At 71.0% G+C, this 21,766-nt stretch carries 18 protein-coding genes; 6 read left to right on the forward strand and 12 right to left on the reverse strand.

Features of this window, described 5'->3' with window-relative positions:
* From VGR37_06325 to VGR37_06335, 3 genes are all read left to right on the forward strand, one after another.
* Positions 1–1,747 (forward strand): FtsX-like permease family protein (locus VGR37_06325; protein HEV2146997.1); only part of this gene is annotated, 1,747 nt, incomplete at its 5' end.
* Positions 1,748–1,825: 78 nt separating this feature from the next.
* Positions 1,826–4,066, forward strand: a complete 2,241-nt coding sequence (locus tag VGR37_06330; protein ID HEV2146998.1) for a hypothetical protein — start codon at positions 1,826–1,828, stop codon at positions 4,064–4,066.
* A gap of 125 nt (positions 4,067–4,191) precedes the next feature.
* The gene (locus tag VGR37_06335) at positions 4,192–5,364 is read left to right on the forward strand and encodes a cytochrome P450 (GenBank protein HEV2146999.1); all 1,173 of its coding nucleotides are present in this window, start codon (positions 4,192–4,194) and stop codon (positions 5,362–5,364) included.
* Between the two features lie 52 nt (positions 5,365–5,416).
* Here the strand turns inward: VGR37_06335 and VGR37_06340 are convergent, their stop codons facing one another.
* The 7 genes from VGR37_06340 to VGR37_06370 all read right to left on the reverse strand — a co-directional run bounded on the left by VGR37_06340 (position 5,417) and on the right by VGR37_06370 (position 13,385).
* The gene (locus tag VGR37_06340) at positions 5,417–7,258 is read right to left on the reverse strand and encodes an ABC transporter ATP-binding protein (protein HEV2147000.1); all 1,842 of its coding nucleotides are present in this window, start codon (positions 7,256–7,258) and stop codon (positions 5,417–5,419) included.
* Positions 7,255–8,013 carry a pyridoxal-phosphate dependent enzyme gene (locus tag VGR37_06345; GenBank protein HEV2147001.1) on the reverse strand — a complete coding sequence of 253 codons (759 nt, stop codon included), beginning with the start codon at positions 8,011–8,013 and terminating at the stop codon, positions 7,255–7,257. The genes VGR37_06340 and VGR37_06345 overlap by 4 nt, the downstream gene beginning before the upstream one ends.
* Positions 8,010–9,191 carry a pyridoxal phosphate-dependent aminotransferase gene (locus VGR37_06350; protein HEV2147002.1) on the reverse strand — a complete coding sequence of 394 codons (1,182 nt, stop codon included), beginning with the start codon at positions 9,189–9,191 and terminating at the stop codon, positions 8,010–8,012. Before VGR37_06350 ends, VGR37_06345 begins: the two co-directional genes overlap by 4 nt.
* A 146-nt stretch (positions 9,192–9,337) precedes the next feature.
* Positions 9,338–10,549, reverse strand: a complete 1,212-nt coding sequence (locus VGR37_06355) for a PLP-dependent aminotransferase family protein (GenBank protein HEV2147003.1) — start codon at positions 10,547–10,549, stop codon at positions 9,338–9,340.
* Between the two features lie 241 nt (positions 10,550–10,790).
* Positions 10,791–11,099, reverse strand: a complete 309-nt coding sequence (locus VGR37_06360) for a hypothetical protein (GenBank protein ID HEV2147004.1) — start codon at positions 11,097–11,099, stop codon at positions 10,791–10,793.
* Positions 11,100–11,159: 60 nt separating this feature from the next.
* Positions 11,160–12,707: a GAF domain-containing sensor histidine kinase gene (locus VGR37_06365; GenBank protein HEV2147005.1), complete on the reverse strand. Its 1,548-nt coding sequence runs from the start codon at positions 12,705–12,707 to the stop codon at positions 11,160–11,162.
* Between the two features lie 78 nt (positions 12,708–12,785).
* Positions 12,786–13,385: a TetR family transcriptional regulator C-terminal domain-containing protein gene (locus tag VGR37_06370; protein ID HEV2147006.1), complete on the reverse strand. Its 600-nt coding sequence runs from the start codon at positions 13,383–13,385 to the stop codon at positions 12,786–12,788.
* A gap of 348 nt (positions 13,386–13,733) precedes the next feature.
* Between VGR37_06370 and VGR37_06375 the strand changes: the two genes are divergently transcribed.
* The 3 genes from VGR37_06375 to VGR37_06385 are packed head-to-tail and all read left to right on the forward strand — an operon-like array spanning position 13,734 to position 16,788.
* Positions 13,734–14,147 (forward strand): response regulator, encoded by a 414-nt coding sequence (locus VGR37_06375; protein ID HEV2147007.1) that lies wholly within the window; start codon positions 13,734–13,736, stop codon positions 14,145–14,147.
* On the forward strand, positions 14,135–15,562 hold the full coding sequence (locus VGR37_06380) for an ATPase domain-containing protein (GenBank protein ID HEV2147008.1): 1,428 nt from the start codon (positions 14,135–14,137) through the stop codon (positions 15,560–15,562). Before VGR37_06375 ends, VGR37_06380 begins: the two co-directional genes overlap by 13 nt.
* Positions 15,559–16,788, forward strand: a complete 1,230-nt coding sequence (locus VGR37_06385; protein HEV2147009.1) for a HAMP domain-containing sensor histidine kinase — start codon at positions 15,559–15,561, stop codon at positions 16,786–16,788. The genes VGR37_06380 and VGR37_06385 overlap by 4 nt, the downstream gene beginning before the upstream one ends.
* Here VGR37_06385 and VGR37_06390 read toward each other — a convergent pair.
* From VGR37_06390 to VGR37_06410, 5 genes are read right to left on the reverse strand one after another with little or no spacing between them, the layout of a single operon-like run.
* Positions 16,730–17,896 carry a sensor histidine kinase gene (locus VGR37_06390; protein HEV2147010.1) on the reverse strand — a complete coding sequence of 389 codons (1,167 nt, stop codon included), beginning with the start codon at positions 17,894–17,896 and terminating at the stop codon, positions 16,730–16,732. The two genes, VGR37_06385 and VGR37_06390, sit on opposite strands and share 59 nt — an antisense overlap.
* 59 nt (positions 17,897–17,955) lie before the next feature.
* The gene (locus tag VGR37_06395; GenBank protein ID HEV2147011.1) at positions 17,956–19,299 is read right to left on the reverse strand and encodes an AI-2E family transporter; all 1,344 of its coding nucleotides are present in this window, start codon (positions 19,297–19,299) and stop codon (positions 17,956–17,958) included.
* A 34-nt stretch (positions 19,300–19,333) separates the two neighbouring features.
* Positions 19,334–19,963 carry a PqiC family protein gene (locus tag VGR37_06400; protein HEV2147012.1) on the reverse strand — a complete coding sequence of 210 codons (630 nt, stop codon included), beginning with the start codon at positions 19,961–19,963 and terminating at the stop codon, positions 19,334–19,336.
* Positions 19,964–19,976: 13 nt separating this feature from the next.
* A complete protein-coding gene (locus VGR37_06405) occupies positions 19,977–20,963 on the reverse strand; it encodes an MlaD family protein (GenBank protein ID HEV2147013.1) in 987 nt (328 codons plus the stop codon).
* Positions 20,960–21,760 (reverse strand): ATP-binding cassette domain-containing protein, encoded by an 801-nt coding sequence (locus VGR37_06410; GenBank protein ID HEV2147014.1) that lies wholly within the window; start codon positions 21,758–21,760, stop codon positions 20,960–20,962. The genes VGR37_06405 and VGR37_06410 overlap by 4 nt, the downstream gene beginning before the upstream one ends.
* Positions 21,761–21,766 lie beyond the last annotated feature (6 nt).

A 21,766-nucleotide genomic window follows, 5' to 3' on the forward strand; every position in this document is an offset into this window, starting at 1 on the left:
GATCGCCGCGGCCGCCGGCCGGCCGTCCGGGGAGCGGGTCAGCGAGCCCGGCACCGAGGTGGTCCCGCTGCTTTCCGGAAACGGCGACCCCAACTTCGAGCAAGACGTGCGGCGACTGACCCTGTCGCTCGGCCTGCTCGGCCTGCTGATCCTGCTGGTCACATGCACCAACGTGAGCGCGCTCCTGACGGGCCTCGCGATGGTGCGGCGGCAGGAGATCGCGGTGCGCCTGTCTCTGGGCGCGCCGCGCGCCCGCATCATCCGGCAGCTCCTGACGGAGAGCGTGCTGCTGGCCGTGACGGCGGGCGCGGCGACGCTCGGCATCGTCTGGGCCGTCCTGCGAGCCGTCAACACGGCCTATCCCCGGCTCCCGCTCGAGGTGGGGGTCACCTGGCTGGTGGCCGCGTTCACCTTCGGCGTCGCCCTGGCCGTGGGACTGCTCTTCGGGCTCGCGCCCGCGCTGCACGCCACCCGTGCAGGCATTGGGAGCGCGATGAGGGATTCGACCACCGGCATCGCCGGGACGCGCCTTCGGCTGCAGCGCGCGCTGGTCGTGGCGCAGATTGCCCTCACCCAGCCGCTGGTGGTGGGCGTCGTGGCGGTGCTGCTGATCGTGGTGAGCGAATTCCAGCCGGCGAGCCGCAACCGGTTCGCCGAGCAGCTGGTCTCCGTGCAGCTCCGGCCCGCCATGCCGACCGGCGGCGCGAGCTCCACCCGGTCCGAGCTGCTCGACGGACTGCAGGGGGAGATTCGCCGGCTGCACGCCCGGCTGGAGGCCACGCCGGGCGTCGCCGCCGCCGCTTTCAGCTCGGAGCCGGCGGGAGAGTTCCAGTCCTACTTCGTGCATCCGGAGGACCGCGTGCAGGGGGGCCCGCAGGCGCCGGTCCGGCTGTCCGGGAACACGGCCCCGCCGGGCTATTTCTCCGTGGCGGGCATCCCCCTCCTCCGCGGCCGGGAGCTCACGCCGGCCGACGCCGGCTACGAGCGGGACGCCGCGGAGGTCCCGGTCGTCATCGGCGGCGACCTCGCCCGGCGGCTCTGGTCCGGGGCCGACCCCGTGGGAAGGCGGCTGCAGCCGGCCGGGGACTCCGTGGCCGTCGCGCCCACTCTCGTGGTCGTCGGCGTGGCGGCCGACCCCGACGCCGGCAGGAGGGATTCGCGCAAGCCGTACCCGGTCTACGTGGCACCCGATACGGCGGCCGCGCCCTCGGGGCTGCTGGTCCGGACCCGGAGCGACGCACAGCCGCTCGTCCCGACGATCCGCAGGACCGTGCAGGAGGAGGCGCCCGGTCTCGTAGCCGACGTCCAGACCGTTGCCGCGATCGAGGAAGAGAGCCGGAAGACCTTCCGCGCCGCCACGGGAGGCCTCCTGGGGAGCGCGCTCCTCGCACTCTTCCTCTCGGCCATCGGCCTCTACGCGGTCGTGGCGTTCTCGGTCGGCCAGCGCGCCAGCGAGATCGCGGTTCGGATGACGGTCGGCGCCCGCCCCCGACAGATCGCCGGGCGGTTCATCGCCGACGGCGTCCGTCTCAGCACCGTCGGGCTGGCGATAGGGCTGCCGGTCAGCGTGATCGGCCTGCGGTTCGTGAACTCGATCCCCGACGACTCCGGCCTCCCGCAGGTCCCTCTGGGGCCCGTGGTAGTGCTGGGGCTGCTGGGAGTCCTGGCCGTGGCCGCCGCCGCGAGCCTGGTTCCGGCCCGCCGTGCCGCCTCCACGGACCCGGCCCAGGTGCTTCGCCGGACGTAGGCCGGGACGGAGATCGAACGCGCGTCCACTCCGGACCGGAGTGGGCCCTTCCGGCGCACCCCCGGTCACGGGAGAGTCATGGGCAATCTCAGCCACGGTGTTGCCGGGTCGGAGACGGAGGCACCCGCGCTCGCCGCAGCCGTCGGCGTTCCAGCCCACGGGATCGACGGGATCTTCGCCGGGGACCCTGCCGCGGTCTACGGTCGGATGGACGCGCGGACCCGCGGGTGGTACCGCGCGATCGCAGAGCGCTGGTCGCAGGAGAGCGGAATCCCCGCCGAGGAGGTGGCGAGGCGCGCGATCGCCCGCGCGGCGGCCGCGCACGCCCGGCATCCCGCCGGGGACCCCTCGGCGCACGTCGGCTACTACCTGGCCGGCCCGGGAGCCCGTGCCTTTCGCGACGATCTGGGATTCTCCGGCCCCTGGTACGGCGTTCTCGAGCGCGCCCTGTTCAGCGGCCAGGTCGTGCGCTGGTACCTCGGCCTGCTCAGCATCCTCGCCCTCGCCCAGTTCGGCGGCGCGGTCCTCTACGCCGGCTCCAGCGGACGCGAACTGCTCCTCGGGATCGTCGCCGGGCTGATCGGGCTCCCGATCTTCTACCTGAACGCCAGGTCCATCGTCCCGATGCTGCTCGGACGGTACGTCCCGGTCCGCGAGCTGCCCCGGATGGAGTTTTCCGGCGGGATCCCGGACGAGCACCGCGCGCTCGTCGCCGTCCCCACCATCCTCGGCAGCGTGGAGCGCGGCCGGGAGCTCCTCGAACGCCTGGAGCGCCTCGCCGAGGAGAACCGCGATCCCAACCTGCGCTTCGCCCTGGTCACGGACTTCAGGGACGCGGACTCGGAGCGGCTCCCCGGGGACGAGGAGATCCTCTCGTCGCTTGAGGAGGGGGTCGCGTGCCTGAACGAGAGGCACCGGGACGGAGCCGGAGACCGCTTCTTCGTGCTGCACCGCGAACGGCGGTGGAACGCCGCCGAGAGCGCGTGGATGGGGTGGGAGCGGAAGCGAGGGAAGATCCTGGAGCTGATCCGGCTGATCCGCGGCCGCGGCTCCGAGACCTCGTTCCGGTGGATCTTCGGGGACCTGGGCCGCGCCTGCGCGGCGGGCTCCTTTCGGTACGTCATCACCCTCGACGACCAGACGAGGATGGAGCCGGGGGCGGCGCACGACCTTGTCCGGACCGCCGCCCACCCGCTCAACGCGCCCCGCTTCGACCCCGGCAGAGGCAGGGTCGTGGAGGGATACGCCATCCTGCAGCCGGCGGTCGTGCTGGTCCCGCCCGGGGAGTCGACCCCGTACGCAAGACACATTCTGCGGCTGCGCCCTCTCCCTCCCGTCCGGGCGCGGCGTCCTCTGTCGGACACGCAGTTCGACCTCTCGGGGGTCACGCGCTACGCGGGGAAGGGACTGTACCACGCCGACGTTTTCTTGGAGGTCCTGGACCAGGCTCTCCCGGAGAACCACGTCCTCGGCCACGACCAGATCGAGGGATACTACGCCAGGACGGCGTGGGTGGGCGACGTGACCCTCAGCGAGGCGGTGCCTGCCCGGTTCTGCTCGGGCGCCCTGCAGCGCCACCGCTGGATCCGCGGCCACTGGCAGGCCCTTCCCTGGATCCTGGGGCGGCACGTGCGCGACGCCGACGGCCGGAAGCGGCCGAACCCGATCGGGATCCGGGAGCGGTACGCGCTCCTGCGCGTCCTCCGGGACGGGACGGCAGTCCTCCCCAGCTTCTGTCTCCTGGTGCTGGGGTGGACGGTCCTGCCGGGCAGTCCCGCGGTCTGGACGATGGTCGCGCTCTCCTACTTCCTCCTCCCGATGCTCCTCGGATTCGCGCGGGGTGGCGGCCGTGCGATCCGCGCGGCAGTCCTCCGGCCGGCGCACCCCTCAACGGGCCGGAACGGGGAGGCGCCGAATCGCGGCCGGCCCGCCACCGGGGTGCTGGCGGTCCAGGCGCTCAGGACCGCCTTCCGGGTGACCGTCCTGGCGTACGAGGCCGCGGTGGCCCTCGACGCCATTGCCCGCTCGAGCTACCGGATGCTGGTCTCGCGCCGCTGGCTGCTGGAGTGGACGGCGCAGCACGAGGTCGAGGCGGGAGCGGCCGGACGCACTCCGCGCCACCTGCGTGGTGCCGGGATCTCCACGGTCATCGCGCTCGCCACCATCGCCGCCGTGGCGGCCGTGCGCAGAGAGGCGATCCCGGTGGCTCTGCCCTTCACGGTGCTGTGGACGGCCGCGCCCTGGATCCTGGCGCGCCTCGACCGGGTCGACGGCCCCGCCCCCGGGGACCGAATTCGACCCGCACCGGGCGGCCCGTGAGCTCCGCGCGGCCGCCCCTGCCCGGCCGACCGCCCGCTCACCTGGACGGTCGCACCTCGTCCTGCATGGGGAACCCGATGACGCCGCAACGCGGTGAGGACCGAGAGCCCGATTTCGCGACGCTCGTGCGAGCGTACAAGGACCCCCACGGACTGTACGACGCGGCCAGGGAGGGGGACGGGATCTACTTCGACGCGGCCGGGAAGTGCTGGATCGTCACCGACCACGCCGCCGCTCGGAGGATCCTCAGCGACCCGCGCTACACCTCCGACCTGAGCTTCGGGGACGACGGTGCGCGGCGGGGGGGCCCGACGTCGTTCCTGCAGGCCGCGATCCAGAAGCAGATCATCTTCTCCGACGGGGACCGGCACCGGCGCGTCCAGCAGGTGATCCTGCGTGAAAGCGCCCACAAGATGCAGGAGATGCTGCCGTCAATCCGCAGCACCGCCTGCCGGCTTCTGGAGGCGGCGAAGCGCCGGGGAGGGTTCGACCTGATCCGGGATTTCGCGATGCCGTTCTCGCTGGAAACGATCTCCCTGGTCGTCGGTGTGCCCACGGGCGATCCGCAGCAGGTCGAGCGGCTCGCCCAGTGGTCGACGACCTATGCCAACGTCACCAGCGGCTTCCTGCTGGTCCGCATGCAGGAGATCACCGCGCTGGGAGACTACTTCCGCGAGCTGGTCGCCACCCGGCGGGATGCACGTTCCGACGACCTGATCGGAGCGTTTCTCAGGGAGGGCGTTTTCGAGGACGAAGAGGACCTGGTGATCAACTGCATGATGGCGTTCGCCGCGGGACGGGTCACCACCCAGAAGCTGCTCGGGGACGGCGTTCCCGCTCTGCTCCCCGGCTGGGGACGGTGGCGCGAGGAGAGTCGCCGGAACCCGGGCCTCGCCAGGCGCCTGACGGACGAGCTGCTGCGGATCGTCACCCCGACGCGGTACCTCGCCAGGTGCGCAATGGAGGACGTGGACCTGTCCGGGGAGCTTCCGGGCGACCACGTGATCCGGAGGGGGGAGAAGGTGTTCCTCTTCCTGGAGGCCGCCAACCGCGACCCGGCGAGCTTTGCGCACCCGCACTGCATGGCCCCGGAACGTCAGCCCAATCCGCACATCGCGTTCGGATTCGGCCCGCACCGCTGCCCGGGGGCGAGCATCGCCCGGGTCGAGATCCAGATCGCGCTGGAGGCCCTGCTGGAGACCTTCGAGGAGCTCGTGCCCGACCCCTCCGCGCCACCCACCTGGGACCCGAACCCGAACCTGGGGGGGTTCGCCTCGTACCGTTGTCTCTGCAGCTGACCGGGACCGCCATCGCGGGCGCCCGCGGCGCCCGCCGTCTCCGATCCCCGGGTCAGCGGTACCCCGCGGCCTGCAGCGAGAACAGCTCGGCGTACCGTCCCCCCATGAGGTTGAGCTCTTCGTGGCTCCCCTCCTCGATCACCCTGCCGCCGTCGAGCACCAGGATCCGGTCGGCCATGCGGACCGTGGAGAAGCGGTGGCTGATCAGCACGGCCATCTTCCCCCGCGTGAGGTCGCTGAAGCGCTCGAAGACCTCGTATTCCGCGCGGGCGTCGAGCGCGGCGGTCGGCTCGTCGAGGACGAGGAGGCTGGCGTCGCGCATGTACGCGCGGGCGAGGGCGATCTTCTGCCACTCCCCGCCCGAGAGGTTCGCTCCGCCGTCGAAGCGCCGGCCCAGCATCTGGTCGAAGCCGCCGCGCAGACGCTGCACCACTCCCAGGGCGAGGCTCTTCCGGGCGGCGTCGGTGATCCGGTCGTGGTCGCGCGCCTCCTCGATGCGTCCGACCGCCACGTTCTCGCGAGCGGTCATGTCGTAGCACACGAAATCCTGGAAGATCACGCCGATCTGGGAACGGAGCTCGACCGCGTCGTACTCGCGCAGGTCCACGCCGTCGAGGAGGACGCGCCCCTCGGAGGGGTCGTAGAGACGGGTCAGCAGCTTCACCAGCGTGGTCTTCCCCGCCCCGTTCTCCCCCACGAGCGCGAGTCGCTCGCCCGGCGCGAGGCGGAAGGAGACGTTCCGGACGGCCCAGGTCTCGGTGTCCGGATAGCGGAAGCCGACGTCCTCGAAGACGAACCCCTCGCGGATCGGGGCTGGCAGCGGCTTCGGATCGCGCGGCCGCGCCTGCCTGGGGCGCAGATCGAGAAACGAGTACAGGTCGTGGAGGAACAGGCTCTCCTCGTAGATCCTGGCCCCCTGCAGCAGGGCCCCCGAGACGAGGGCCCGGGCCCGGTCGAAGGAGCCGATGAGGAAGGTCATCGTGCCGATGCTGATGGCCGCCCCCACCGCCTGGAAGACGATGAAGCCGAGCGCGCCGTAGTACGCCAGCATCGACAGGCCGGTGAGCACCGCGCCGGTCACCGCGCGCCGGACCACGAGGCCCCGGTTCATGGCGTAGTACTCGTCCGCGAGCCGCCGGTACCGGCGGATGAAGTAGTCCGAGAGGCCGAACAGCTGGACCTCCTTCGCCGTCGCGGTGCTCGAGGCCAGGTACCGGAGGTACTCGAGCTCCCGCCGCTGCGGCGTCCACCGGAAAAACAGGGAGTAGCTGTGCGCGGCGTGGTGGGTTTCGCCCAGGAACGAGGGGATGACGGCCGCGACCACCAGGATCAGCAGCCAGACGTTGTAGGCGACCAGCGCCGCCGTCAGCGAGGCCAGGGTCAGCAGCGTCTGGCCGATGCCGAACAGCGTGCTCAGCAGCGCCACGCGACCCGAGGACTGCTGGTGCGCCCTCTGGAGGGAGTCGTAGAACCTGGGGCTCTCGAACTGCTCCAGGTCCAGCGTCGCCGCGTGCTCCATCAGGTGGACCGTCATCCGGTTGCCAACGAGGTCGCCGATCAGCCCCTCCAGCAGTGAGGAGCCCCGGGCGAGCACCTCCATCACCAGGGCGATGCCGAACTCCAGGGCCACGAGGCGGACCAGGTACGCCCAATCGGGGTCGGCGGCGCCGACGTTGGCGATGACCTCGTCGACGATCAGCTTGCCGACCCAGAGGAGCGCGATCGGGCCGAGCGAGCGCAGGACCCGGACCAGGACGATCACGGTCCCGTACACGGGCTGCGTCCTCCACACCAGCGCCAGGAAGCGGGGTACGTAGCGGAACGCGGCGAGCTGCTGCGTGAGCGGAGGAAGCTCCTCCCCCCGGTGGTTCCGGAGACGGCTGAAGCGGATCAAGCGGGCATCGCAGGTGTGTGTTGCTCGGGCCCCCGGCGCCGGGCGACCCGGTCCCGGTAGTCCGAATAGTCCGTGACCACCGGGATGCGCTCCGGAGAGGTCCACGGGCGGTACTTCGTCGCCCCGGCGGTGTTGAAGAGGACCACCTCGTCGCCGGGCCGGATCCAGGCGTCTTCCCGGAGGCGCAGTAGCCCCGCGAGCGTGGCCGCGCCCTCCGGGGACGAGGAGAGCCCGAGCGAGCCGAACCGCGCCTGGGCCGATTCGATCTCCTCCCGGGAGACGGCCACGGCGGTCCCGCCGCTCAATCCCATCGTCTTCTTCCCCTCGACCCGGCCGGGCTCCCGCAGCGTGCCCACGTTGAACCAGCCCTCGACCTCCCGCCCCTCGTCGATCAGCCTGCCGGCATCGTGGATCAGCCCCCTGACCAGGCACACCTGGGCGCCGTAGCGCCGGCATTCGTCCACGATCAGCCCGGGACAGTCCTCCGGCAGGCACACGTGCGCGGAGACACCCGCGCGCGCCGCATAGGCCGCCAGAGCACTCCCCGCGTTACCGTTCGAGCCGATGGCGGCCTTCCGGACGCCGTGCTCCACCAGCAGGGACACCGCGGCCGAGAGCCCCCGGGCCTTGAAGCTGCCGGTCGGGTTCTGCTCCTCGCGCTTGGCGTACACTCCCCTGGTCCCCAGGGCGAGAGCGCCCCCCCCCGGGCGGAGCGAGCCGCATCGCCCGCCGGACCCCTCGGGGCAGCCGGTCAGAGAGGAACGAGGTCCACCACCTCGGACGGAACCGGAGACGTCGCGTCGATCAGCCCCCGGATCCGCCGGATTCCCTCGCGCACCCGCTCGGCGTCCTCCGCCCCCACGGAAATCCGGATGTAGCGGTCGCACGACGTGCCGTACCCGATTCCGGGCACCGCGCAGACGTGGTGGTCCCGCAGGAGCCGCGTGCAGAACTCCATGGAATCCAGGGTGGACGGCTCGATCGAGGCGAAGAGGTAGAAGGTGGCGTCTCCGGGCAGGCAGGAGATGCCGAGCTCCTCCATGAAGTCCGCCATCTGGCACCGCCTCCGCACCACGTCCGCGATCTGCGGCTTGGTGATCTCCAGCACGTCGTGGAAGTGCCGGACGAGGTAGTACTCCAGGATCGTCGGGGGACAGGTGATGAGGTGCTGGTTGATCTTGAGCACCTCGTCGATCAGCCCGCTGTTCCCGATCACGTAGCCGATGCGCCACCCGGACATCCCGTAGTTCTTCGACATCGAGTTGACCACGATCGTGTGCCGCTTCTGCGGATCCAGGACCCCGCACGAGATGAAGCGGTCGTCGAGGAGGAAGTCGCTGTAGGCCTCGTCCGAGATGAGGAAGAGGTCGTACCGGTCGGCCAGGGCGTGCAGGTGCTCCAGCTCCACGCGCGACATGACGCGGCCGGAGGGGTTGTTCGGGTTGTTGACGATCACGGCCCGGGTCCGCGGGGTGATGAACCCTTCCAGCCCGAACACCGGCTGGTGGTAGGGCACCATGACCGGAACGCCGTGGCAGAGCCTCACCTGCTCAGAGTAGCTCACCCAGGCCGGCTCCAGGACCAGCACCTCGTCGCCAGGGTTCAGGATCGCCATGAGCGACATGTAGATGGCCGCCTTGGACCCCGCCGTGACGAGGATCTCCGTATCGGCGTCCACGGCCACCCCGTACTGCCGGCCGTAGTACCCGGCCAGGAGTCGGCGCAGGTCGGGATTCCCCCGCGACTGGTTGTAGTGGTAGCTCTCGGGGATCGGCATCTCCGCGAAGTCGAAGAGCGGGATGTCGAAGAACGCCTCACCGAGGGACAGCACGATGACGTCCGTTCCGCGGGCCTTCAGCTCATAGACGATGCTGTTGAACCTGATGGACAGGGCCGGCACGACCTCGCTGACGTGGGTGGCTGCAGAAGGCATTGGCGTCCCGGCTGAGAAGGGGTTTCCTGAGTGCGCCGATGGCGCGGAAAAGGAATGACGGCCTGGCGCTGGTGCGTGCGCGCGTTTGGCGCCCGCGTGCGGCCCCATCGACGCTCATGCATGGATAGTTTCCCGACAGAGAATTGTCAATCGTGAAGGGAGCCGACCAGGCCCTCGGCGGCCAGCGCGCGAGCCAGGCGCGCGATCCCCTCCTCGATGCGCTCCGGCGGGAGGCTGGCGAAGCACAGGCGCATGCAGTGGGCAGCCTGCCCCGGGTCGTGCGCGCAGAACGCGGGACCGGGGACGAACGCCACCCGCTCGCTCGCCACCGCCCGCCGCAGCAAGGCCACGGTGTCCGTCCCCTCGGGCAGGCGCACCCACACGAACATGCCCCCGGCGGGCGCCGTCCACTGCGCCGTGGAGGGAAAGTGACGCTCCAGGGCGCCGAGCATGGCGCCGCGCCGGGCCCGGTACTCCGCCCGCACGGCGTCCAGGTGTCCGGGCAGGGCCCCGGTGTCCAGGAACGCGGCGATGCACCGCTGGGCGAGCGTACTCACGTCCAGGTCGCTGCCGTGCTTGAGGATGGACAGCGAGGGGATGAGCGGCTCCGGCACGATCAGCCACCCCACCCGCAGGCCGGGGGCGAAGATCTTGGAGAAGGAGCCCACGTACAGCACCCACTCCGCGTCCAGGGCCCGAAGGGGCGGCGGCGCGGCGCCGTCGTAGCGCAGGAAGCCGTACGCGTCGTCCTCCACCAGGGGCACGCCGAAGCACCGGGCCAGCTCCACCAGCCGCAGCCGCCGGTCCAGGCCCAGCGACACCCCCAGGGGATTGTGCCCCTCGGGAATGACGTAGACGAAGGCGGGGCGCGGGCCCTCGCTCAGCAGGGCCTCCAGGGCGTCCACGTCCAGCCCGCCCGCGTCGGACGGCACCGTCCGGAGGTCGGGCCGGAATGGCCGGATGGCTCCGTGGATGCCGTCGTAGACGGCGGCCTCGGCCACCACCCGCCCGCCCTCGTCCAGGAGCAGGCGCGCCAGCAGGCTCATCCCCTGCTGCGCCCCGGTGGTGAGGAACACCTGCTCCTCGCGGCACACCACCCCCCGCTGCGCCATGAGCTCCACGACGTGGCGCTTGAGGGGAACGTGGGGCATGCCGTACTGCAGGGGGAGCGGATCCGCCGCGAGCGCCTGGCCGGTGGCCTGCAGGTACGCCTGCGCGGGAAGCAGCTCCGCGGCCGGCATGCCCAGGGCGAAGGAGAGCAGCCCCGGGCGCGCCAGCAGGGGCAGGATCTCGCGCAGGGCGGAGGGCGCGAGCGTCCGCGTCCAGGCGGCCTGCGCCTCTTCGACGGAGTGCGGCATCGGGGCTCCCTCGGGCCCCGCGTAGACGTCCACCATGGTCGTACCGCCTTGTTCCGGCGCGCGCACGCGCCCGTGGGGGCCGGTGAAGCCCGGATGCCCGGGTGAGCACTGCGAGGGAGGACCTGATCGTTCCCAACGACAAAGCACCCCACCGGGCGGAGTCGGGCCCAGTGGAGCACGTTATCAAACTATGGCGCCTTATGCAAGCACCTCTTCTGTCGTTCGACGCAGCCGCGCCCCTTCAGGGCGCCGTCGAGACGACCCCCTCTTCGGCGTACGCCAGCGCAGCGTCGAGGTGGCAGACGACTCGATGCAACGCCCCCGCACGCTCCTCCTCGGCGAGCCGGTGGGACGCACTCAGCTCCCCGAGGGCGGCGGTGAGGCAGTCGGCGATCTCACGGTCCCGAACATGGCCGAGCCCGTGCAGCTGCCGGCCCAGGTGATCGATCTCGCTCGACGCGCGATTCAGGTAGGGATGAGAGTGGGCGTGCTCACGCAGGCCACTCGCGATCGCACGGATTGCTTCCGTGAAGGACGGCTGGCCACCCATGTGCGTTCTTCTCGTGGATCGGGGTTGCGTGGCGACGTGACGCCGGCGGCGAGCCGGTGCTCACGACGGGACCTCCCCGGACCTCTCGCCCCGTGGCGTGTCCGGCAGGGGTGGGCCCGATCCCTGGAGGGGCACCCCCCGGCGCCCTCGTACCCGCCGCTCGGAGTGCGAGACTTCCGCCGCCCCGTCCGCAGGGGGAGCCTCCAGCTCCGGCGTCACGAGCGGGAGCCGTACCGTGAGCACGGTTCCGCTGCCGAGCTCGCTCTCCAGTGCCACCTCTCCACCCAGCAGGCCGGTGAGCTGGCGCGTCACGGCCAGGCCCAGACCGGTCCCCCCGACCCTCCCGGCCGAATGGTCCACCTGCCAGAACGCGTCGAACACGCGCTCGGCATGTCCGGGCGCGATCCCCAGCCCCGTGTCGCCGACCCGGATCAGCACCGAGTCGTCTGCGGCCTCCAGGTCGAGCCGGACCTCGCCCTCGTCGGTGAACTTGACCGCGTTCGCGGCCAGGTTCAGGATGATCTGGCGGAGCTTGCCGGGGTCGGTCCGACAGGGGATGGGCCCCTCGGGAATGCTCACGAGGAGACGCAGCCCCTTTTCGGCGGCGAGCGGCTCCGCCAGCGCCGCCGTGTCCCGGACGAACCCGGCGAGGTCCACCTCCCGGAGGCGGAGCTCGGAGCGGCCCGCCTGCCGCCGCGCGAAGGTGAGGATCTCCTCGATGAGCTCGAGGAGGTGGTCGCTGGCGGCGCGGATCCGCTCCACCTGGTGATGCTGCTTCTCGTTGAGGGGTCCCGGAACCTCCGCCGTGAGCAGGTCGGTGAAGCCCTGGACGGCCGTGAGCGGGGTGCGGAACTCGTGCGAGATCGTGCCCAGAAAGGTCGTCTTGGCCAGGTCCGCGTCCTCCGCCTCGTGGCGCGCGACGTTGGCCTCGCCCAGCAGCTCCTCCGCGCGCCGGGCGGTGAGCGTCGCCGCCTTGCGCGCCTCGTCGGCGGCCCGGAGCGCCTCCTGCGAGGCAGCGTAGAGCCGCGCGTTGTCCACGGCCATCGCGCACCGGCGTCCCAGGTCCTCCGCCAGCAGCAGGTCGGCCTCGTCGTACCGGCGGCGGTCGTCCGAGACGAAGGTGATCGCGCCCAGGGTCTGCCCCCGCGCCGACATGGGGACCATGAGGAACGACCGCGCGCCCAGCTCCTGCAGGAGCAGGCGGTGCTCCTCCTCCGCGATCCCTTCCAGCACCTCGTCGTAGGCGAGCACGAACTCCGACTCGCTGGTACGGATCACCCGCGGCGCGCCGAGCGGGTCGTCGCGGCCCGGCGGGTGGGCCGCGTAGAAGTCGCGGGCGAGGCGCTGCTTTTCGGGATCCGGGTGGATGACGGCGACGCGGCGGATGGTGTCGTCCGCCTCGACGATGTCCACCATGCACCAGGTGCCGAAGTGCGGGAGGGCGAGACCCGCCCCCGTCGCGAGGGTGGTCTCGACGTCGAGCGAGTCGGCCAGGATGCGGCTGGTCTCCGACAGGAAGGCGAACCGGGTGCCGGCGTCCGTCGGAGCGGGATCGGCCGCGGTGGGCTGACCACCGGTCGGCGGGGCGTCCGTGCTGAGCGTGCTCATGCGGTCCTTTGCGCGAGGGGAGCTCCGCCAGGGCCGGTCCCGCGGAGGGGTTGCTTCCAGCCCGACGTGTCCGCCGCGTCAGGCGAGCTGCCTGACCATCCCTCGCACCGCGGCCAGGTACTCGCCGACGTCGAAGTGCTCGGGGTCCACCATCGCCTGCACCGCGCACCCGTGGATCCAGCTCACCGCCACGGCGGCGAGACCGTCGGCCGTCACCCCGCCGAACGTCGCGGGCTCGGCGCGGAGAAGCTCCTCCATGATCTCCAGGAACGCCGCGCGGTACCGTTCCAGCTCCGCGCTGATCCGCGCCCGGATGGACTCGTCACGCGCGCCCAGCGCCCAGTATTCGAGGAACAGCCGGGTGTGCCGCGGCTGGTGCGAAAGCCGGGCCATCTCCTCCTGGAGGAGCGCGTGGAGCCGGTCCAGCGCCCTCGGGAAGCGGGCGACTTCCTCCGGGACGTTGAGCACCGACCGGGTCGCGATCAGCCATTCGAGCAGCTCGTGCACCAGCCGCTCCTTCCGCTGGAAGTGGAACAGCACCAGGCCGTGGCTCAGCTCGGCTTCGGCGGCCACCGCCCGGACCGTCAGGCTGCCGATCCCCTCCCGTGAGGCGACCTCGAACGCCGCCTGCAGGATCTGCTCACGCCGCACCTCTTCCGAAGCCCGCTTCCCCGGCATGCTTTCTCCTCCCGATCAATGGCTGGGATCCGTCCGCAGGCCCGAGGGGCACGCGAGTTGTTGACCATCCGTCAAATATATGATAACTTTTATTTACCATCTGGTCAACAGGGTGGGGTCTCCCGTCCGTCCTCCGCTCCGCACGCCCCGGGCGCTCGCAGTCTGCCCGGTTCGTCGCGCTCCACGCCGCCGCTCCCCGTCCACGCCCTTCCGGAAAGCGTGGCCGGGGCTCCACGTTCGGGCAGGGCTCGCAGTTTGCAGGGCTCGCCGGCCTCCACACAAACTCTTCCCATCCGCGCCCTTCCACACCGGGAACCGGTCGGGCCAAGCTCCGCCTGAGGAGGTGGGATGCAGATCGACCAGACGGAAGAACGCGTGATACTGATCGCCGAGCGAGACCGGAACGTCCGGGAGCTTCAGGAGCACTTTCTGGGGAAGGCCGGCTTCGCCGTGGAGTTCGCGGACAGCGGGCCGGACGCGCTCGAGCGCGCCCGGGCGGCCCGGCCGGCGCTCGTCGTCACGGAGATCCTCATCCCCGGGATCGACGGCCTGGCGCTCTGCCGCCGCCTGGCGGAGGACCCGCTCACCCGGGACATCCCCGTGATGGTGTTCAGCATCCTCGCCGCGGCGGCGCGGGCGGACGAGGCGGGAGCCAGGGCGTTCCTCCGCAAGCCGGTCGTGGAGTCGACATTCGTGGCTGCGGTCCAGGAGCTGGTCGCGGCGCAGCCATCCGAGGCAATGGAGGAGCAATGCCAGACGTGATGATCCAGGACCGCCGCACCGATCCCAGGGAGGACCTTGGTGAGCCCACCGAGCGGATGAGCGTGGGCAACGCCGAAGCGGACTACATCCTGGGGGGCGGGTTCCCGGCCGACTCCATCAACATCATCATGGGCCACCCCGGCTCCGGGAAGACGATCTTCGCCGAGCAGCTCATCTTCCACAACGCGGGCGACGACCGGCCCATCCTCTACCTCACCACCCTGTCCGAGCCCCTGGCGAAGGTCGTCCGGTACCTGCAGGGGTTCACCTTCTTCGACGAGACGAAGCTGGGGACGCAGGTGATCTACGAGGACGTGGGCCCGCAGCTGGCGGAGGACGGGGCGGGGGCGCTCATCCCCCTGCTGCGCGAGGCCATCAAGACGCTGTCGCCCAAGGTCATCGTCATCGATTCCTTCAAGGCCGTGCACGACCTCGCGCCGGAGCCGGCCGAGCGCCGCCGGATGGTCTACGAGATGACGGCGCTGCTCACGGCGTACGGGACCACGGCGTTCCTGCTGGGCGAATACACCGAGGACGACATCCTGCGCTACCCGGAGTTCGCCGTCGCGGACGGGATCGTGGAGCTGTCGCGGCGCCGGCTGGGGAACCGGGACGAGCGGTACTTCCGCGTCTACAAGCTGCGCGGCAGCCGCTACCTGGAGGGGGCGCACGCCTTCCGCATCAGCGACTCCGGCCTGGTCATCTATCCCAGGCTGGTCAGCCCGCGGATGCCGGAGGGGTACGAGCCGGCCTCCGAGCGGATCTCCACGGGCGTCGGCGGGCTGGACGAGATGCTGGACGGCGGGCTGTGGCGCGGCACCACCACGCTGCTCGCGGGCCCCTCGGGTGCCGGGAAGACCACCATCGGGCTCCAGTTCGCGCTGGAGGGCGCGCGCCGCGGCGAGCCCAGCCTGTACATGAACTTCCAGGAGAACCCCACGCAGCTCATGCGCACCATCCGCGGGCTCGGCGTGGACCTGGAGCAGGCGCAGGCGCAGGGGCTGGACCTGGTGTACGCGTCGCCGGTGGAGCTGCAGATCGACAGCATCATCGTCGACATGTTCCGCAGGATCCAGCAGGGAGGCGTGCGGCGGCTCGTCATCGACGCGCTCGGAGACCTGGCCAGCGCCGCGACCGACCCGCAGCGCCTGCACGACTACCTCTACGCGCTGGTGCAGCACTTCGCGGTGAGCACCATCACCAGCGTGCTGAACTTCGAGACCTCGGGCAACTCGATCGCCGGAGACGGGATGCAGAACGCGATGAGCTACCTTTCCGACAACGTGCTGCTGCTCACGGTGGACGGCGAGGAGAGGACCCGCCGCAAGCTGCGCGTCCTGAAGACGCGCGGCAGCGCGCACGACACCAAGGTGCGGGAAGTGCAGATCACCGCGGCCGGCCTGACCGTCCTGTGACGACCACCGGGTCCGGCTTCGAGACCGCGGGCCCGGGGTTCGCGCAGCTGCGCAGGCTCACCGAGGTCAGCCGCGCGCTCACCTACACCACCTCGCTGGAGCAGGTCACGCGGCTGACGGTGGAGCGGGGCGCCGAGCTGCTCGATGCCGGGGCCGCAGTGCTCATGCTGGGGGACGCCGGGGGCCTTCTCCACGTGCGCGCCGCGCACGGCATCGACGAGGAGCGCGTCACCCGCTTCCGCGCGCCGCTCGACGACGAGGTGATCGGCCGGCTGCAGGGGCTGCTCGCCGTCCCCGACGACTGCTTCGTCGCCGTGCCGCTCGTGGTGGGCGGCGCGGTCACCGGGCTGCTCGCGGTGGCGACGCGGCAGCCCTCCACCGCCGCGGACGAGTCCCTGCTCTCCGCGCTCGCCGACCAGGCGGCCGTCGCGATCGAGAACGCGCGGCTCGGAGGCGAGGTCCGCGCGGAGATGGAGGACCGCCTGCGCGCCAGCGAGGGCGCGACCACCGCCAAGGACCGGGCGCTCTCCACCCTGGCCCACGACATCCGCACTCCGCTCGGCGCCATCGACGGCTACTGCGCGATCCTGGAGGAGGAGATCCAGGGGCCCATCAACGACCGCCAGCGCGAGACCCTGGGCCGGGTGCGCATGAGCGGCCGGCACCTGCTCTCGCTGCTGGACAACGTCATGGACATGGCGCGGCTCACCGCGGGCGTCGTGCGGGTCGGCGCGGAGCCGGTCCGCCTCGCGGACGTGGCGCGCGAAGCGGTCCACCTGCTGATCCCCGCTGCCGACGCCAAGCTCCAGGCGCTGCAGCTCTGCGTGCAGGCCGACGCGACGGTGACGGCGGACCATGCCCGCGTGCGGCAGGTCCTGGTGAACCTGATCGGCAACGCCGTGAAGTTCACGCCGCAGGACGGCACCATCACGGTCACGACCTCCGAGCACGTCGCGCCCGGGGCGTCCTGGGGCGCGATCCGGGTGACCGACAGCGGGCCCGGCATCGCGGAAGCCGAGCGGGCGGCCATCTTCGAGCCGTACTACCGCAGCGAGGGCACGGCGGAGGCCCCGGGAGTCGGCCTGGGACTGGCGATCTCGCATGCGCTGGTGCAGCAGATGGGCGGCGAGCTCGACGTGGAGAGTGAGGTGGGAGCGGGCTCCTCGTTCATCCTCCGTCTGCCGCTGCTCGGACCGGCTTCTCGTCGCGTGGCAGCCAGACGGTGAAGGTGGTGCCGTTCGCCTCGGAGGACTCCACCGCGATGCGCCCCTCGTGGGCGCTGACGATCCGTTCGGCGATGTAGAGCCCCAGGCCGAGGCTCCCGGTCGGTCCCCTGCCCGCGGCCTTTACGGGCAGTTCCCTCGCCTTCATGGGGTTGAAGATCCCGTCGAGCTGGTCGGGCGGGATCGCCGCTCCGCGGTTGTGGACCAGGACGGCGACCTGGTCCTCCTCGCCACGGATCTCGACCGTGACCGCGGCTCCCTCCGCACCGTGCTGGGCGGCGTTGACGACCAGGTTGGTCAGCGCCTGGCTGAGCCGGGCCTGGTCCCACTGCCCCACTTCATCCCCGCGGGTGTCCACCTGGATCCGGCATCCCGGGTGCGCCGCCGAGACCTCGTCCACCACGTCGCGCACGACCCTCCCCAGGTTCACCTCCGTCCGCACCACGGGGATGCCTCCCCCCAGACGGCTCCGCGTAAAGTCCAGCAGGTCGCCCACCATCTGGATCGTGCGCGTGGCGCTGTCCGCGATGCGCGCGGTGAGCGTGCGGTGGGGCTCCTCCAGCTCGTCCAGGTCGAGCATGAACCTGGAGGAGGTGTAGATCGCCCCCAGCGGCGTGCGGAGGTCATGGCCCAGGATGGCGAGGAAGATCTCCTTCGACTGCTCCAGCTCCTGGTTGTACTGGGACACGGACTCGGCCAGCGACTGGTCGACGGCCTCGTTGAAGCGGGTCAGGTCTTCCACGTCCTCGGGAACCAGCTCACCTTTCTCCTTCGTCCACAGCCGGATGACGCTGGCACGCAGCGCCCGGTACTCGGCCACCATCTGCTCCACGGTGAATCCGCTGTCGGCCCGGCCCGCCCCGTGCTCTTCGGCCGCCGTCGTGGCGTCGGGATCCTCGGCCCGTGCATGCCCCTTCGACTTCTCCGTCTGCTCGACGCCGTCCTGAGGCGTTCGGAGGTCCGCGGCGATCACCGTGAGCATCTGATCGGCATGGTCCCGGAGCGCGTCGACGTCCATGGTGCCGCTGGCCGGCGCGCAGGTCCGTGCGAAGGCCTCCCATTCGCGCAGGATCGGCTCGCGGTTCGCGAGGATGAAATCGGCGAGTCTCATTCCGTCTACACCCTGCTGGTGACTCGATCTGTTCTGGTCGTCGTCGCGGGGACGGGTGGTCACACGTGGTCCCCCGGCTTCGAGCTCGCCGCCACCCGGCGAAGGCCGACGATGTTCTGCTCGATCCGTTCGAGCATGGCCTGGTAGGTCTCTCCAGCGAGGCCGTCCATGAGGTCGGTGAGCGATGCGGCAGCCTGCTCGTGGGCGTTGATCGCTTTCTGCAGCGCGAGCTGCTTGTTCTCCTGCGGCTCCATGGGACGCTCCTGTCTGCGTGGAAGGATAGGGGCCGTGGCGGCCGGGGAGTCCGCCGCGCGGGGATCGGGAGGTGCCGTGGGAACCGCGGATCGCACCGAGGAGTCGAGCGGAGCGTACTCGTCGGCGAACATCTGCCACGTCACCAGGAAGAGCGCGGCGACGACCGGTCCCGCCACGAAGCCGGCGAGCCCGAACACGGTGAGGCCCCCCAGCGTGGCGAGCAGCACCAGGTAGTCGGGCATCTTCGTCTCCCGCCCGACGAGGATGGGGCGGAGCACGTTGTCCACGAGCCCGATGACGAGCGTGCCGCCGGCGATCAGCACCATCCCCTTCCAGAACGCTCCGGTGGCGAGCAGGAAGACGGCGGCCGGAACCCACACCAGCGCGGCTCCCACCGCCGGCAGCAGCGAGAGGACGCCCATCGCCACTCCCCAGAACACGGCGGCCTGGATCCCCACGAGGGCGAACAGCACCCCGCCGACGGCGCCCTGCACCGCGGCCACCACGATCGTCCCCTTCACCGTCGCCCGCGAGACCTCCGCGATCTTCCGGAACAGCCGCTCCTCCCGCTCGTCTCCCATCGGGATCGCGCGGATGAGCGCCCGTACGATCCGCTCCCCGTCCCGGAAGAAGAAGAAGAGGAAGTAGAGCATCAGCCCGAAGAGGATCGCGAGGGTGAGGGCGTTCTGCCCCACCGCGAGGGCCTGCCCGGCGACGTACCGCGTGGCCGACCCCGCTGCGCCCTGGAGCGAATCCCGCACCCGCTCGACGTCGACCCCGTAGCGCGTCAGCACGCGGGTGAGCGCCGGCAGGGAGCGCTCGACGAAGTGGACGACGGCGTCGGCGTTGATCTCGCCCGACGCGATGCGCTGGTAGACCGAGAGCCCCTGCTGCGCCAGGGCCCCGACGAGCAGCCCGGCCGGGACCAGGACGGCGACGACGACCACGAGCGTGCTGCCGGCGGCCGCGAAGCTGCGCCGTCCCCCGAGAAGGACCAGGAGGCGCAGGAAGAGCGGCTGGAAGAGCATGGCGAAGACCGCCGCCCAGAACACCGGCAGCAGGAAGCCCCGGACCATCCACAGGAACAACGCCGTCGTGACGAGCACGAGGGAGACGAAGACGCGGCTCTCCAGGTTCCGCAGGCGCATGTCGCTCGGGGCTGATGGGTTCGGTCGTGACCGCCTACGGGGCGCCGAGCTTTTCGAGGCTGGTCATCAGGTCGTTCGAAAGGACGTGCAGTCCGGCGTCGAGCAGGGCGACGAGCCCGGCGTAGTCCCCCACCCGCCACCCGTCCTTCCGGTAGTCGGTGGTCCCCCGTGCGAGCACCTCCCCGTCCCGCTGCCGGATGATCTCCCAGGTGGCCAGCAGGTGGGCCTCCCCCCCGGTCGCCGCGGGGTCCGCGGGCGCCACGCCCTCGAAGCGCGACACGTGGAGCTGGATCAGGTGATCGTACTTCTCCCGGAGCGGCCACGGCGCGACGTCGACGGCGCGGAAGGGCGCCCCCGCGGTCAGGTAGCCGGCGACCGCCCGGCTGATCCCCCCGGGGAGAGGCTCGCCCCAGCGGTGGAACTCGGCGAACGTGATCTCCTGGGGTCCCCGGCGAACCGCGATGGAGGGAGATTCCAGGTACGAGGCGAGCTGCAGCCGCCGCACTCCGACCGTGAGGCCGGCGAGACCCGGGCGCGGCGCTTCGCTCCCCTGCACCCGGTTTCCCCCCAGCACGTAGTGCCGCTGGGGCGGCTCTCCGTGGGAGAGGCTGCACCCCGCCAGGCCCGCCAGGGCGCAGAGGACGATCAGGCGCGTCGTTTTCATTGCGTACCGCATCCTAGTTCTCGCTCGGCCGCTTCCCGCGGATGAGCATGTCGGGATTCCGCTCCAGCGTGACGGCGAGCGCGCGCAGCGCCTCCGCCGCAGCGGCCATGCTGGCCATCGCCTCCTCCATCTGGTAGCCCACCCCCGAATCCTGGGAGATGAGGCCCCTCGTCTCCTCCATGGTCTGCCGCACCGCCTGCAGGGTGAGCACCATCTCCGAGTTGGTGCCCGCCAGCTGGAGCTGGAGCGGATCGACCGTCGCGCCGAGCCGTGCGGCCAGCGACTCCATCTCGGCCATCGTGCGGGTGAGCTGCGCGGTCATCTGCGGAGCGTCCGCGAGTGCCGTCTGCAGTCCCGGCGACTCGGCCAGGCGCTCGACGGCCCCGGCCGATGCGACCACCGACCGGTTGAGCTCCTCCATGTTCACCTCTTCCAGCATCTCGTTCACCCGGAACAGGATCTTCAGCACGTCTCCCACCATGCTGCCGGCCTGGGTCCCGAACGCGGCCAGGAGCGAAGGGCTCGTCGGGATCTCCGGATAGGGAGTCGGCCGCCGCTCCAGCTCGGGCGCCGCCGCGGTGGGGCGGTACGCGAGCTCGATGTACAGCTGGCCGGTGACCATGCTCTCCATCTGCAGCTGGGCCCGCAGGCCGTCCTTGATCTGCTGGCGCAGCACACGCTCGTCGTCCAGCTGGACGAAGGTGCCGGCCACCGACGTCAGGCGGGTGAGGTCGATCTCGTACTGCACCGGCACCTGGAAGGTCTTGTCCTTCAGCTCGATCTGGATGTGGAGGTTCGTCACGCGGCCGACCGGCACACCCTGGAACTTCACCGGTGCGCCGACCTCCAGCCCGTTCACCGACTCCCCGAAGTAGCTGATGAAGATCGTCTGCTTCTCGAACCAGGAGGCGGAGGCCAGCGTCGCGACGCCGGTCACCGCCAGGATGATGCCGCCGATCATGAACAGCCCGATGGCGGTCGGATTGGCGCGAATGCTCATAGGGACATCCTTTCTCGGGTGCGTCCGGAGGCGGAGCGTCCCTCGACGTCGCCGCTGCGTGTGAGAAACCGGTGCACCTCTTCGCTCGGCGGGTTCTCCCGCAGGTCGGCAGGATTGCCGAGCGCCGTCATGGTCTTCTGCTCGATGTCCAGGAAGACCGCCCGGTCGGCGATCTTGAAGATGCTGTCGAGGTCGTGGCTCACCACGACGATCGTGGTGCCGAAGCTGTCCCGCAGCTGCAGGATCAGGTCGTCGAGGCGGCTCGCGGTGATCGGGTCCAGGCCGGACGAAGGCTCGTCGAAGAAGACCACCTCCGGGTCCAGCGCCACGGCGCGCGCGAGGGCGGCGCGCTTGCGCATCCCGCCGCTGATCTCGACGGGGTAGTACGACTCGAAGCCGCGCAGCCCGACCAGCGCGAGCTTCAGCGAGACCACCTCGGCGATCGCCGCGGGGGGCAGCTCCGTGTACTCCTCGATCGGGAGCGCCACGTTCTCGGCCAGCGTCAGCCCGCTCCACAGCGCGCCGTTCTGGTAGAGCACGCCCATGCGGCGGAGCATCCCCTTCCGGGCCGCCTCGTCGGCCTCTCCGAAGTCCTCGCCGTCGAACAGGATCGCTCCCCCGGCGGGCTTCTTCAGGCCGATCAGGTGCTTCAGCAGGGTGCTCTTGCCGCCGCCGCTCCCGCCCATGATGACGAAGATCTCCCCCCGCCGGACCTGGAAGCTCAGGTCCCGCATGACGACACGGCCGCCGTACGCCATCGTCAGGTCCCTGACTTCGATCGCGGCTGTCTCATTCATTTCGAC

This window comes from Longimicrobiaceae bacterium (assembly GCA_035936415.1).
Classification (GTDB): Bacteria; Gemmatimonadota; Gemmatimonadetes; order Longimicrobiales; family Longimicrobiaceae; genus JAFAYN01.